This window comes from Pseudomonas sp. Marseille-Q8238 (assembly GCF_965111915.1).
Genome location: NZ_CBCOPI010000001.1, coordinates 2,600,882 through 2,615,216, shown reverse-complemented (window position 1 = coordinate 2,615,216; position 14,335 = coordinate 2,600,882). Strand labels below are relative to the sequence as shown.

The window sequence follows — 14,335 nt, the reverse complement described above, 5'->3', positions numbered from 1 at the left end:
CTTGCAAATTCCGTGAGCCGAAAGCTGATCACCCAGGCAGTTCGATGCGTGCGGTTTCGCCGGGTACGGTGGGCCAGTCATGGGCTGCCCAGCGTTGACGTGCCTGCTCGATCAGGGCCGAATTGCTGGCCACGAAGTTCCAGTTCATCCGGCGTGGGCCAAGGGGTTCTCCGCCAATCAGCATCAGATGGCATTCGCTACGGGCGAGCAGGGTCAGTTCATCCTCTTCGGGCAGCACCGCCAGGCAGCGGATGGGCAGGTCGATATCCTCCAACTGGGCTTCACCGTCGATCAGGTAGAGCGCGCGTTGGCGGTGTTCGTTGGGGATCGTCAGGCTGGCACCGGTCTGCAAATGCAGTTCTGCATACAAGGTCGGTGAGCGCACGGCTACTGGCGATTGCAGGCAGAAGCCGTTGCCGGCGATCAGGCGAATTCTTACGCCCAGGCTGTCGCTGCTCGGTAGGCTGGCTGCCGGGTAATGGGCGTAGCTCGGCTCGCCCTGTTCCTCGGCTTCCGGGAGTGCCAGCCAGACCTGCAACCCATGCAGCCGTGAGCCGCTGGCCAGCAGGTGGGCGGGGGTTCGTTCGACATGGGCCACTGCTCGGCCTGCGTTCATCCAACTGACTTCACCGGCTTGTACCTGCTGGTCAGAGCCCAGGCTGTCCTTGTGTTGCAGCGCGCCATCGAACAGGTAGGTGAGGGTGGACAGGCCGACATGCGGATGCTGGTTGATGTTCATGCCGCTGCCAGGGGCGTAGGTTTGCTCCAGCATGTGGTCGAAAAATACGAACGGGCCGATGCTGCGGCACTGGGCTGAAGGCAATGGCCGCAGAATTGCTTGTCCGTCGATGTATTCGGCTCGCGGGCGAATCAGAAGCAGATCAGTCATCCTGAGGCTCGCTGAGCTGGGTGGTGATCTGGATGTCGGTGGTCGTCATCAACTTGTGCACGGGGCACTTGTCAGCGACGCGCAGCAATTGCTGGCGCTGGTTCTCGTCCAGCGCGCCGTTCAGCCCCAGCGTCACGATCAGTTGGTAATTACCCAGGCGTTCTTCGCTGTCGTCGCGGCTGATGCTTACGTCGACGCTATCCAGCGGCAGGCCTTTCTACCGGGCATACAGCGCCAGGGTCAGCGCCTTGCAGGCGCCCAGTGCACTGTCGAAGAGGTCGTGAGGCTCTGGAGCCGAGCCGGCGCCGCCGAGCTCTTGCGGCACATCGCTATGCAGTGTGTGATCGCCAATGCTGATGCGCTGGCGCAAGCCGTTTTCCTGGGTGATACGGATCATGTCGGTCTCCGGAATGGGGTGAGCCAGTCCTGACTCTAGCGCAGGAACACGCTTCCCATAAGGTGTCCGTCAAACCAGTGCCGAGAGGCGCACGTCCGCGCCAAGCACGCGCAGTAGCCGGCCATCCGTTCCGTAGACCGGGGCGGACACCGTAAAACAGAACGCATCGGTGGCCGATGAGCGGTAGACCTGGGTGATATGGCTGCGCAGGTTGTCCGCCACGGCGCGAAACCATGGACGCTGGCCCCAATTGCGTCCCCGGCAGGACTGCCCCGTCTGGTGGGGGACATCTTCGGCGAAGATGTTCTCCGAGACTTGTACGCCCTGATTGTCGACCAGGTAGAACAGCTCGAAACGGGCATCGCGGCGCAGGGTGTCGTTGAGCAGGCGTTCCGCTGTTGCCACATCGCCAGTGAGCTGGTGATGACCAGCCAATTGCTCGACGCTGGCTTGCACGGCACGGTGCAGCTCCAGGCGAAAGTCGCCGAGCCCCTGCAGCAGACGATCACCGTCTTCGCGCACGGCCTGGCTATGGCGCAGAACCTGGCCAGCCTTGCCCAGCAGGTCGCCGGCGACCTGGGCAATCTGCTGCACGTCGCCGTTGATCGAGCGCACAGCCTGGCCGATCTGTTCGGTGCCAATGGCGATATGCCCGACTCGTTCGTCCAGGCGATCCATGGCCTGGCGGGTGCTGTCCAGCCCGTTGCCAACCTGCAGCATGCCCTGGCGGCCATCATCGACAGCCCGGTGCATACGTTCACCGGCACCACTCAACTGCAGCATGCCATCGTGAAAACGTTCGATGATGGCGCTGACCTGTCCGGTGGCTTCGGTGGTGTGGCCGGCCAGGCGACGGACCTCTTCGGCAACGACCGCAAACCCCCGGCCATGCTCGCCAGCACGGGCTGCTTCGATGGCTGCATTGAGGGCCAAAAGATTGGTTTGCTGGGAAATACTGGCGATCACGCCAATGACCTTGCTGACTTCATCCAACTGGGTGGTGAGGTTGCCGATGACGCTGCTCAACTCGCTTTCACAGATACCAATGGCGTCGACCTGGCGCAGCACGTTCTGGCCGCTCTGCTGGCAGGCCCGCAGGGTTGTGGAAACCTCCCCGGACAGCCGCGCCACCTCGGCGGCACCGGGCACAAGCTCGGCTTCCAGGGTGGTGGTGACCTGCTCGCTGGCGCTGGCAATCAGCTCTGATGATTGAGCCAGCGCCTGGCCACTCTCCTGATTGGCACTAGCGATGGAGGCCAGCTGCGGCGCATGGGCGGCGATGCCGACGGCGGCGCCCAGGCTGGCACGGATACGCTGGTGCAAGCCATCGGTGAAGCGATTGAGGCGGCCCGTCCAGGCCTGGCCCTGAGGCAGGCGGGTGGTCAGGTCATGCTGATCGAACAATGCGCTGAGGGCTTCTTCGTCCTTGTTACGTTGCGTGGGTTTTCGCAGTAACTGCAACATGGGTGTCTCCCTGGATTCTTGTCAGGGAGTACTGCAAGCAAGGTGCCATCATCAAAGCAAGGCAGGCATGGGATGCCATGCCGTCAACGTCCTGTTTGACTGCACTGGCCTGGTGCATTGCCCGCTTTATGGGCTGTTATGGTGCCAGGCATCTGGCCCTATTCGTAAACCCTAAGCAGACCTTATGGGTGATACCAGAGTTCTTTGCGGGCAAAGGGTGTCAGTGGCGGCAGGTCGGGGTTTTCCAGCTCGATCACATGGCGCCTGCCGAGCTGGGCCTGGCGTATCGCCTGGCCGTGATGGGACTCGAATAAACGATCAAAACTACCGTCCCGGATCATGGTTTCCAGGCCTCGTTCAATGTCCGCGGCGAGATCGGTTCGTTCGCGCGAGGTGAAGAAGTAGAAGGCCGAGGGGTAGTGCAGGGCGATATGTTCATCGACGGCGAGGTCCAGGCCCTGCGCCTTAGCCACGGTCTGTTCATTCCAGGCGACCACTACCTCGCGTGGGAAAACGTCAAAGCGTTTGGCATCAAGCATGCGAAACAGGCTGTCGTAGCTCTGGCTGGTGACGACCTGCAGGCCATTGCTGCGCAAGATGGCAGTGTCAGGCCAGTCACCTCTCTGGCCGATTTGCAGCGGCTTGAGATCGGCCAGGGTGCGCACGTCCTTCAACCTGTCACGCTCGCTCTGGCGAACGAGTGCTACACGCCAGCCGATCAGACCTTTGTAGATGGGCAGGCGAACAGGGAGAAGGGCTTGTTCCCGCTCACGGGTAGTCATGCACCACATCACGTGTATGGTGCCGTCGTTATGTTCGAGCGACTGCTGCGCGCGGCTTTGCGGCATATCGCGCATCGAGGGTTGCAGGGTATGCCCGGCCCCACTTTTGATCAGGGCCTCGCGCAGGAGCTCGACGACATAGGCTTCAGGGTCGGTGCCACTGGAATGCAAGGGATAGACCAGTGATTCTCCCGCCGACAAGAGCGGAAGGCAGAGCAGGGCGAGCAGCGCAGGTAAGCGTAGGGACAGCATGGTCAGCATTCCGTTGCTATCGATGAAAGCCAATGATGGCCTTTCAAGGGCGTGCTGGCTAGTGAACCTGCGCAGGCGATTACCGGTCTACCCTTGCCATAACGATCAAGGAGATTGTCACGTGCGTATCCAACGCCATCTGCTGGCCGTGACATTTGGATTGCTTGCCATGGACGGATTCGCTCGCGAGTACCGTTACAGTGATGCCCACTTGCACTACGTCGATTTCTTTCAGGAAAGCGAAGGCATGACCAGCTTGGTCGAGGCCATGGCCGCGGGTGCGATTGACCACGTGATGATTTCCGGCATTCCTGTGGCGAAGAAGTGGCACGAAGATGAGCCCAAGCGCCCACGTTATTACGCTGGAGATGATGCCGGTGCCTACTGGTATAGCGCCACGGATGTCTTCGTCGCGGCTGCGGTGAAGCAGTTGCCGGCAGTGCAGCGCGAGCGCTTGCATCCGTTCCTTTCAGGCTTCAATCCAACCGACAAGAATGCCGATGCGCATATCCGGCGCATGCTCGAGCTGGACCCTGGGTTATGGCAGGGAATCGGTGAGGTTTTCACCCGGCATGATGACCTGACAGCATTGATTTACGGCGATACTCCGCGCGCCAATAATGAGGCGATGACGCGGGTGTATCACCTGGCTGCCGAATACGATCTACCGGTCATGCTGCATTCCAATATCACCTCCAAGCGCGAGCGTAACCCCTTGTATCTGGCAGAGATCGAGGAGCCTCTGCGCAATCATCCCCATGTCCGGTTCATCTGGGCCCATGGTGGAACCAGCCTGGAAATCCACCGCCATCAGGAGAAGCTGGATTTCCTGTTGCCGACACTCACGCGAATGCTCGAGGCGTATCCGAATCTCTATATCGACCTGTCATGGAGCATGTTGCAACCGTATCTCCTGGACGAGAAAGGTCGGCCAGACCCGGCCTGGGTCGAACTGGTCAAGCGCTACCCTGCGCGCTTCATGCTGGGCTCTGACGTGGTGGGGCGGTTCGAGGGATTGGGTGATTATCTGAATGCCTTCGATCCGTTCCTCGATGCCCTGCCGGAGAAGGTGGCGCAGCAGGTGGCGCGAGACAATTTCATCGCGGTTCTGCCACGCAAGCGCCAGGCTCAGTTGAGCGACTAGTTGTCATCAACCTGTCATGCCGGTGTCATAGCCTCGCGCCATCCCAATCAAGGAGCGCGTGATGAAAGCATTCAGCTTGAGCGCACTGATGCTGAGCCTGGTTTCCAGTCTGGCTCTAGCGGATGTGCATGTCGATGGACCCATCGAGTACGGTGTATTCGCTACGCCATTCAAAGACCCACAGCCGGGTGAGCGCGTGTTGACCCGGAGCAACCAAACGATTGACCAGACCACCGAGGTGCCTGCTCGGCTGGGTACAAAATTCGGCGTGCGTTATCGCCTGACGGGCAAGCGTGAAAGCGAAGCTCCGTTGACCTTGCTGTACTTGACTCCAGGGCTGGTTGCGGCGGATGGTCGCCGTCAGGACAAGATCGAATTGGTGCAGAAACTGGTGCTTGGGGCCGAGCGCGATGTCATGGCATTCGAGTTCAGTGACCCAAGTGAAGTGGTGCCAGGGGAGTGGTTATTCATGGTGTTCCAAGGCGATCGTAAACTGCTGGAACAGCGTTTCACCGTGCGCTGAACTTGAGCGTCAACACAAAGGAACCTGGTCCTGTGGCCAGGTTTTTTTGTGTCTGCCCCTAAAGCGATTAGCGAAGGCGTCGATAGGTTGAAATATGGACTAGCCTGTATTGCTGAGGCGGCCTACTCAACTGTATGCCTGATTCCAGGGAAGGAGTTTCACCATGCTGTTACGGAACATGAAGATTGCCTTTCGCGCCACGCTTGGTTTTGCCTTCCTGGCATTGCTGGTGCTGATCATGGGCAGCTTCTCGCTGCTGCAGATGAGCCGCATGCACGACCAGTCGATCGAGATCAATGACAACTGGCTGCCGAGCATCATGGCCTTGAACCATGTCAGCGAAGACATCTTGCGTATCCGTGCTTACACCTTGCGCCTACTGGTCGGTCGTGAGGCTGCGACGTTGCGCCATAACGAGCAGCGCCTGGGTGAAATCAAGGCTGACCTGACTGGTGCATTGGCGCGCTACGAGGCCCTGATGTCCACTGAGCAGGAGCGCGAGGCTTATCAGCGCTTCGATGCCGCCAAGCAGCGCTACATGGTCGAGCAAGAGCGCATCATGAGTTATTCGAGCAAGGACATGCTGGATGAGGCGCTTGCCATTGCCGGCGGCGAACTTAACCAGCATGCCGATGCGATGTTCAAGGCATTGTCCGAACTGACTGAAATGAATCGCCTGGGCTCGACCGAGGCGGCTGAAAACAGCGAACGGGTTTTCGATAATGCCTGGGAGTTGGTAATCGGCATGATGGTCGCTGCCGCATTACTGACCATCGCCTTGGCTATCCTGCTGACACGGAGCATTGTCCAGCCTCTGCGTCAGGCTGTTAGCGTTGCCCAGGTCATCGCGTCAGGCGACCTCAGCAACACCGTTCATGCCGAAGGCAAGGATGAGCCGGCTCAGTTGCTGGAAGCCCTGGGTGCCATGCAGCGCAGCTTGCGTGAAACCATCCAGCACATTGCAGACTCCTCAAGTCAGCTGGCTTCGGCCTCTGAAGAACTTCATGCCGTAACCGAAGATTCAACCCGCGGATTGCATCAGCAGAGCAATGAAATCGAGCAGGCTGCGACGGCAGTCAACGAGATGACCGCTGCCGTCGAGGAGGTCGCCCGCAACGCCGTGAGCACCTCGGAGGCCTCGCGGGAGACAGATCGTACGGCGCAACATGGACGTGAACAGGTGCGCCTGACGGTGGACTCGATCGAAAATCTGGCCAGCGATGTGACAACGACGTCTGCCGATGTCGAGCAGTTGGCCGGTCAGGTGCGTGATATCAGCCAGGTTCTGGATGTCATTCGCTCGATTGCCGAGCAGACCAATTTGCTCGCATTGAATGCGGCTATCGAGGCTGCCCGGGCTGGCGATGCCGGTCGCGGGTTTGCTGTGGTTGCCGATGAGGTACGAGCGTTGGCGCACCGTACTCAGCAGTCGACCCAGGAGATCGAGCAAATGATCGGTGGTATTCAGCAGGGCACTGAAAAAGCCGTCACGGCCATGCAGGTCAGTAATACGCGTGCCAGTTCGACACTTGAGGTGGCGCAGGCGGCGGGGCTGGCACTTGAAGAGATTACCCAGGCCATTGCCGCGATCAACGAGCGAAATCTGGTCATTGCCAGTGCTTCCGAAGAGCAGGCGCAGGTGGCGCGTGAGGTGGATCGCAACTTGGTCAATATTCGTGACCTGTCCTTGCAGACCTCAGCGGGCGCCAACCAGACCAGTGCAGCCAGCCAGGAACTGTCACGTCTGGCCATCAACCTCAATACGCTGGTCGCCCGTTTCCGTATTTGATACATGCCACAAACAAAAACGGCGCCCTAGGGCGCCGTTTTTGTTCTAGCTGAGCGTCAGCCTTTGTAGCGCTGCAGAATCAGCGTGGCATTGGTGCCGCCAAAGCCGAAGCTGTTGCTCATCACGGTGTTCAATGTGGCGTTCTCACGGGTTTCGCGCAGGATCGGCAGATCGGCGACCTCAGGGTCCAGCTCGTCGATGTTGGCCGAACCGGCGATGAAGTTGCCTTCCATCATCAGCAGGCAGTAGATCGCCTCCTGAACGCCGGCGGCGCCGAGCGAGTGGCCAGACAGGCTCTTGGTCGAGCTGATGGCTGGTGCCTTGTCGCCAAATACCTCGCGGACGCCGCGGATTTCCGCGACGTCGCCAACCGGGGTCGAGGTGCCATGGGTGTTCAGGTAATCGATAGGCGCATCGACGGTGGCAAGCGCTTGCTGCATGCAGCGCACGGCACCTTCGCCGCTTGGCGCGACCATGTCATAGCCATCGGAGGTCGCGCCATAGCCAACCACTTCGGCGTAAATCTTGGCACCGCGCTTGAGGGCATGTTCCAGCTCCTCGACCACGACCATGCCGCCGCCACCGGCGATAACGAAACCGTCACGCTTGGCGTCATAGGCGCGGGAGGCCTTTTCCGGCGTCTCGTTGTACTGGGTGGAGAGGGCGCCCATGGCATCGAACAGGCAGCTTTGGCTCCAGTGTTCTTCCTCGCCACCGCCGGCAAACACGATGTCCTGTTTGCCTAGCTGGATCTGTTCCATCGCCTGGCCGATGCAATGCGCGCTGGTGGCGCAGGCCGAGGAGATGGAGAAGTTCACGCCCTTGATCTGGAACGGCGTGGCCAGGCAAGCCGAGACCGTGCTGCCCATGGTGCGAGTGACACGGTATGGGCCGATACGCTTGACGCCTTTTTCGCGCAGGGTATCTATGGCTTCCATCTGGTTCAGGGTAGAGGCGCCACCAGAACCGGCGATCAGACCGGTGCGGGGATTGGATACCTGTTCCGGGCTGAGACCTGCGTCTGCAATGGCCTTTTCCATCGACAGATAGGCATAGGCTGCAGCGTCGCCCATGAAGCGAAAGACCTTGCGATCGATCAGTTCTTCCAGGTTCAGGTCGATCGAGCCGGACACATGGCTGCGCAGCCCCATTTCGGCGTAGGCCGGATTGAAACGGATGCCCGCCTTGCCAGTACGCAGACTGGCGGAAACGGTGTCTTTGTCATTGCCCAGGCAAGAAACGATGCCCAGACCGGTGATCACGACGCGACGCATGCGGATAACCCTTAGAAATTGTCAGTGGAAGTGAACAGGCCGACACGCAAACCTTCGGCACTGTAGATTTCGCGGCCATCCACGCTGACGTTGCCATCGGCGATGGCCAGGATCAACGAACGGTTGATGGTGCGTTTGATGTGTATGTTGTAGGTGATTTTCTTCGCGGTAGGCAGAACCTGGCCGAAGAACTTCACTTCGCCCGAACCGAGCGCACGGCCACGTCCGGGGTTGCCCTGCCAGCCGAGGTAGAAACCGACCAGTTGCCACATGGCATCGAGGCCCAAGCAGCCTGGCATGACGGGATCGCCTTCGAAATGGCAGGCGAAGAACCACAGGTCTGGGTTGATATCGAGCTCGGCGACGATTTCGCCCTTGCCGTACTTGCCGCCGGTTTCACTGATGTGAACGATGCGGTCGATCATCAGCATGTTGGGGGCGGGCAGTTGCGCATTACCCGGGCCAAACAACTCGCCGCGGCTACAGCGCAGCAGGTCTTCCCGGGTGAAGGCGTTTTGCTTGGTCATGCGAGCTCCTCAGTGGCCCCGCCGCACGGGGCTATGCGTTACATCCTGGTCGCCATGGACGCGAGGCGTCTGTCGGCAGCGTAGTCGTAGACTGTTGCGTCTTGGTGAAAGTCACAGTTTTGTGTGAACACTTGTATACCATTGCTCACACAGTCGCTGTTTTGACTTTACTCCTAGTTCCCTGGTTTGTTCAGCCAGCGCATCAGAACCTGTTCCAGGTCTGCTCGTTTGAACGGCTTTGCCAGGTAATCGTTCATCCCGGCCTTCAGGCAGGTCTCACGGTCACCCTGTAAGGCGTTGGCCGTGAGTGCGATGATCGGGGTGGTACTGTAAAGCGCGAGCTGTCTGATCTGCCGTGTTGCTTCGTAACCATCCATGACGGGTAGCCTGCAGTCCATGAGTACGGCTGCAAAAACATGCTGACTTGCACAGTGAACGGCCTCGGCACCATCGCTGACCAGGCTGACCTGATAACCGAGACTGCGCAGCATCGATTCGATGACGGTCTGGTTAACAGGGTTATCCTCGACCAACAGTACCTGCTGCCCTTCACCTGACGGTTTTATGGATCGATCCCCGAAAGTGTCGTGCAACGAGCGCATGGTAAAGGGGAGGGGCATCTCCAAGGTAAATGTCGAGCCTTTACCTTCGTGACTTTCGGCATGCAATGTCCCACCCATACGCTCAGCCAGCGTTCTGGCTATAGACAACCCGAGCCCGGTGCCGCCATAGCGCCTTGAAATAGAGGTATCCGCTTGCTGAAAGGCATCGAACATATGTTCCAGACGCTGAGGAGCAATTCCGATACCGCTGTCATGCACGGCGCAGGTGAACCACAGGACATCCTTGTCCAAGGCGTACCAGTGCGTTTCGATACGAATTCCGCCCTCCTCGGTGAATTTCAGGGCATTACCGATAAGATTGACCAGAATCTGGCGGATTCTTGTTGGGTCGCCCTGAACTTCGCAGTGCTCCAAGCCAGGTTGATTCTCTAGTCGCAAGTACAGGCCTCGTTGATGCGCACTGTGTTGGAAAACCTGAATTGAACTCTGTAGCAACTCCTGCAAGCTGAACGGAATTCGTTCTAGCTCTAATGCGTCCCGCTCGATTCGGGAAAAATCGAGAATATCGTTGATGACTTTGAGTAGGTATTCTGTCGATTCGGTAGCTAACGCCGCATATTCGGCTTGTTCTTGAGTCATCTCGGTCGTTTCCAGCAGTTGCAACATGCCGAGTACGCCGTTCATAGGAGTGCGTAATTCATGACTCATCATTGCTAGGAAATCGGATTTTGCTTTGCTGGCTTGCTCAGCCTCTTCTCGAGTTTTGATCAACTGGGCCATGGCTTGCTGTTGTTCGTGACTTGCGGTGGCTAGGTTAGTGGCCAGGCTATTGATATGACGCGCCAGGCCACCTAGTTCACCGCCTTGTGTTTCTGGTAGTGGAGTGAAAAACTTTCCTGCCTGTATCTCATCCAGAGCATGCCCCATGCTGCTAATCGGCTGAGCCAATCGACGAGCAAGCTTGCGGGCGAGCAGATAGGTTAGAAGTAATGCCAGCAGACTCAAAGTGGTGGCTTTCAGGAGAATTGACTGCTGACGACTGGTAAATGCTTCCCCAGACATACCCACAACCACGCGCCCCAGATACTCGTCATTTTCTTTGCGACTTTCTGACGTCGAAAGAAAGTCATCTGGCAAAACAATAGGTTGCAAGCGAATAGGCGCATGGAAAATCTCGGTCTGGGATGTATCCCTATGGCCAGGCTCCTCGGCATATACAACGATATTTTCATCACGATCACGTATTTCTAAAAAACGTACATGAGGAGTTTGAAGCGTGGCTTGTAGCAAGCCTTCGAGTACCTCTGAGTTGCCCGAAATCACCCCGTACTCTGCTGCCGGGGCCAACTGATTGGCAATCAGCTGGCCAGTGTGATTCATCTCCTCGCGCAGATCCTGCAAGCGCTGATGAGTGAAAAGTCCGGTCAAGAGTAATGTCAATAATAAAGCAGGGCCGACACTTATAAGCTGAGTGCGGGTATTGATATTCCAATTGCGACCGAAGCTCATGGGCGCGGTTCTCCTGACATCAGTCGACGAGTCAGCTCTTCATCACTGGCCAGTTCGATACCCAGTGCGCGAGCAACCTGAGGATTGCCTCGTACTTTGAAATAGCGTGAGTACTGGCCCAGTGGCCAGTTCCGCGGGGACTGGTCCAGTAATTCATTAAGGGTTTTTAGCCAATCAGCTTCATCGCTATAACTACTTGCCAGACTTCCCGCCTTGACATATCCAACAGTAGGTCCAATCAGGGCGCGTTGGTGTGCATAGCTGCTTAGTAGTAGGCTCTTGATCGTTAGTGGATTAAAAAGTTTTGGGTCGTCTAGACCTATCAGCAGATCACTGCTCGTGAGCAGTTGTTGAAGTGGACGGTTATCGCGCTTTTCTGGCCACTGTTGTTCGATGATTTGCAGGCCAAGTGCTTTTGCTGCTTGTTGTAGTTCTTCAATCAGAAATACACTTTGGTCACTGTACAGAGCTCCAATACGACGTCCCCTCGGAAGCAGTTCATGAGCAAGACGCAGTTGCCGATGAAGGGGGGGGTCGCTCCACAAGAGGCTGATGTTATCCGGATGTGAGTTCTGCAGCAGGCTATAAGCTTGTACGCGCGAGACCCGTAGTATCAGCGTGGGAGGGCCTTGTTTTTGTTTCAGTCGGTGGGCCAGAGCCTGTGGCCCTAACAATATCAGACGGCTCTCAGGGGACAACTTGCTGAGATCTCCAAGCTGCTTTGATTCTACAAATCGTACAGTGTCTTGTGGGCGTTGTTCTGCAAGACTTTGAGTAAAGGAACGTAACGCACGGCTATCTTCTGTGTCACTCAGGATTATTTCAGTCGCATACACTTTTCCGGCTAACAGAGAACTAAAAAATAGTAAGAATAACCGATATACACCAGCTTTTCGGTATTGATTCATCCATGAATACGCGAACTGCATCCTAGAATTCTATCTCTGCGCTGAAATAGACCATCCTTCGTTCATCATAAAGGTTTTCCTGCCAAGTCAGGGCTTCATCATCTAGACGTTGTTGAAGCACGCCAGAAAGCTGCAAGTCTGTTTTGCCCAAAGACATACGTTTGGCTACACGTAAATCCGCACGTTCAAAACGACGCTCATTAAGCCGGTCTGCCCCATAGTAAAAAATTCCACTTGACCACCCTTGGCCCCAGTCATGCATCCAGCCGGCACTACCGCTGTTTCGGGCTGTTAGACGTCTATCGGTTTTTGCAGTCGCTTCAAAGTCTATATAGGAATAGGTAAAGCGCAGGCGATCAGATGATGTAAATCGCCAGTCAAGCTGTCCTTCAGCCCCACGAAACCACATTTGATTGTCATTGCTTGGCATGAACTCAGTGATTTTCAAGGCCTCACTGATCATACGTCGTACATCGTCGTTGAAAATTTTTATATCGAGACTTAGCCCAAAATCGAACTGACCGTTATAGCCAATCTCCCTAGAGCGGGTGCGCTCTTGTTTTAAATTTCCAGGCCCTATTCCATAGGCGTAGTAATAAGCCGAGCTCTGTCCATCAATTGGTGCTGATAGATTTTCCAGTTGATAGTGCCAATTGGCATTGTTTTCGAACATGTCGGGCGAGCGTACCGCCTCTGAGTAGACGAATCGCACGCTATGGCGAGGTGTTATAAGATAGTTCAGAGCTACTCGGGGCGTGAGAGACGACCCGCTGAGGCCATCTTTCTCATACATAAGTCCTCCTTGGAGTAGGAAGTTTTTGGTCATATACCATTCCATATGACCAAAGAGACGCCAAATATCATTACCTAAAGCGCCATTGAAATAAGTTTCAGAGTTGCTGCGGTCTCGCCTGTAGCTAACGCCACTTAAAAGGCGCAAGTCGTCTGTGATGCTCCAAGTGTCTTGAGCTTCTAGGTCAAAACGAGTTTCTGTGATGTTCTGATTGAAGTCTCCGCAGACCTTCGAGCGGTATTGACCACTGGGGTCAATGAATTTGTTGTAAATAGCCAAGGCTAGAGGCGCTTCGGCGGGAGTAAAGAACCCGCCATTTACCCAACTGGGTATTACATACCCATAGCCTTTTGATAGTAATCTTGACACTGTGTCGAGCTTGTCTGGGTCAAGAGCGAATAGCTGCCCAACTTCATTAGTAAAGGATAAGGACAAGTCGCATCCACGCCATTCCTGGACTCTTTCCCAACGCTGGAGGTCGGTTTGAAATTTAAGAGTGTGATTTGAGTCCGCGTCAAAGGTCCATGTCAGCGAGCCGGCATAGTCTCGAGCTTTTACATCCTTACCCTTGTCTACGTTGGATACCACTCCTTTAACCAAGTATTCGTTGGAATATGTACTACGTTGATCGCTCGCTTCGCTAGCGGCGAGCTGCCAGTCGATAGAGTGCTGGAAATTTAAGGTATGCGCGACACTCAGCTGGGCACGTGTATTACGTCGATTGTCTCGATATTTCATGCCTGTATCAGTGCGGTCGAAGCCATTGTCTTCCATTCCTGAAAGAGATAGGCGCGCATCACCTCCGCTCCAATTGAAGCCTTGTCTTGCATACCAGTCGTCAATACCGCGCTGACCTGTGGTGTATTTGAGGCGAGTTCCCTGACTATCCGCTGGAGAACGAGTAATGATGTTAATGACACCCATCAGTGCGTTAGCCCCAAAACTGACGGTGTTAGGACCACGGAATACCTCGATACGATCCACATCCTCCAACGCTAAGGGGAGGTCACTCCAGTCGACAGTGGCCAATCCTGGTCGATAGACCGAACGTCCATCAATGAGAACCTGTAGGCGTCGTGCATCACCCTGGCGCCCCCCATGGTAGTTGATAGTGCTCAAGTACCCCGCATAGTTGTACCCAACCATCATTCCGGGAACGAGGCGCATCAGTTCAGGAATGTCGCGGGCACCGGATGCTTCGATCAAGCTGCGGTCTAGCACCGTCATACTTCCAGGTACTGCAGCGGCAGACTGCTTCAGGCGGGTGGCAGTGAGCACTTGAGGGACGTCTGCAGCTTCAGTGAATAAATCATCTGCCCACCCTGGGGCTGGGGTAATCACGGCCAGACTCAGCAAAAGTGGCGGTAGATGTTTGCTCACAAAACAACCTTGATTAGGGGCGCAGTCGTGGCATGTTAACCGAGGCGTGGCAGTTTGCCAGTCTGAAACGAAGGTAAACCGAGCAACAGGACTGGCCGGTCAGCTGAGCCTTCGCAATAATGCCCTCATTCGCCATCTAGA

Annotated in this window: 10 protein-coding genes and 2 pseudogenes; 3 read left to right on the top strand and 9 right to left on the bottom strand. The window is 56.4% G+C overall.

The features are described 5' to 3' along the window. Positions 1-28: 28 nt before the first annotated feature. From ACWPW0_RS12120 to ACWPW0_RS12105, 4 genes and pseudogenes are all read right to left on the bottom strand, one after another. Entirely contained in the window at positions 29-889 is an 861-nt protein-coding gene (locus ACWPW0_RS12120) for a pirin family protein (protein WP_454255460.1), read from the bottom strand. Then, positions 882-1,286: pseudogene (locus ACWPW0_RS12115) on the bottom strand (OsmC family protein). The gene ACWPW0_RS12120 and the pseudogene ACWPW0_RS12115 overlap by 8 nt, the downstream one beginning before the upstream one ends. Positions 1,287-1,355: 69 nt before the next feature. Continuing rightward, positions 1,356-2,243: pseudogene (locus ACWPW0_RS12110) on the bottom strand (methyl-accepting chemotaxis protein); the annotation flags it as partial. 689 nt (positions 2,244-2,932) lie between these two features. Then, on the bottom strand, positions 2,933-3,793 hold the full coding sequence (locus tag ACWPW0_RS12105) for a substrate-binding periplasmic protein (RefSeq protein ID WP_447591455.1): 861 nt from the start codon (positions 3,791-3,793) through the stop codon (positions 2,933-2,935). Between the two features lie 160 nt (positions 3,794-3,953). Between ACWPW0_RS12105 and ACWPW0_RS12100 the strand changes: the two genes are divergently transcribed. The 3 genes from ACWPW0_RS12100 to ACWPW0_RS12090 all read left to right on the top strand — a co-directional run bounded on the left by ACWPW0_RS12100 (position 3,954) and on the right by ACWPW0_RS12090 (position 7,240). After that, a complete protein-coding gene (locus ACWPW0_RS12100; RefSeq protein WP_454256732.1) occupies positions 3,954-4,928 on the top strand; it encodes an amidohydrolase family protein in 975 nt (324 codons plus the stop codon). 61 nt (positions 4,929-4,989) lie between these two features. After that, on the top strand, positions 4,990-5,451 hold the full coding sequence (locus ACWPW0_RS12095) for a DUF3859 domain-containing protein (protein ID WP_454255459.1): 462 nt from the start codon (positions 4,990-4,992) through the stop codon (positions 5,449-5,451). A 163-nt stretch (positions 5,452-5,614) separates the two neighbouring features. Next, complete coding sequence (locus ACWPW0_RS12090; protein ID WP_454255458.1) at positions 5,615-7,240, top strand: methyl-accepting chemotaxis protein; 1,626 nt, start codon at positions 5,615-5,617, stop codon at positions 7,238-7,240. 56 nt (positions 7,241-7,296) lie between these two features. On the opposite strand, the gene fabB is transcribed toward ACWPW0_RS12090, so the two are convergent. The 5 genes from fabB to ACWPW0_RS12065 form a co-directional block, all read right to left on the bottom strand. Continuing rightward, on the bottom strand, positions 7,297-8,514 hold the full coding sequence (gene fabB, locus ACWPW0_RS12085; protein ID WP_454255457.1) for a beta-ketoacyl-ACP synthase I: 1,218 nt from the start codon (positions 8,512-8,514) through the stop codon (positions 7,297-7,299). 11 nt (positions 8,515-8,525) lie between these two features. Then, the gene (gene fabA, locus ACWPW0_RS12080; protein ID WP_447591463.1) at positions 8,526-9,041 is read right to left on the bottom strand and encodes a 3-hydroxyacyl-[acyl-carrier-protein] dehydratase FabA; all 516 of its coding nucleotides are present in this window, start codon (positions 9,039-9,041) and stop codon (positions 8,526-8,528) included. Positions 9,042-9,214: 173 nt separating this feature from the next. Next, positions 9,215-11,113 (bottom strand): ATP-binding protein, encoded by a 1,899-nt coding sequence (locus ACWPW0_RS12075; protein WP_454255456.1) that lies wholly within the window; start codon positions 11,111-11,113, stop codon positions 9,215-9,217. Beyond that, positions 11,110-12,042: an ABC transporter substrate-binding protein gene (locus ACWPW0_RS12070; protein WP_454255455.1), complete on the bottom strand. Its 933-nt coding sequence runs from the start codon at positions 12,040-12,042 to the stop codon at positions 11,110-11,112. Before ACWPW0_RS12070 ends, ACWPW0_RS12075 begins: the two co-directional genes overlap by 4 nt. Before the next feature lies 1 nt (position 12,043). Then, positions 12,044-14,194, bottom strand: a complete 2,151-nt coding sequence (locus tag ACWPW0_RS12065; protein ID WP_454255454.1) for a TonB-dependent receptor plug domain-containing protein — start codon at positions 14,192-14,194, stop codon at positions 12,044-12,046. Between the last annotated feature and the right edge of the window lie 141 nt (positions 14,195-14,335).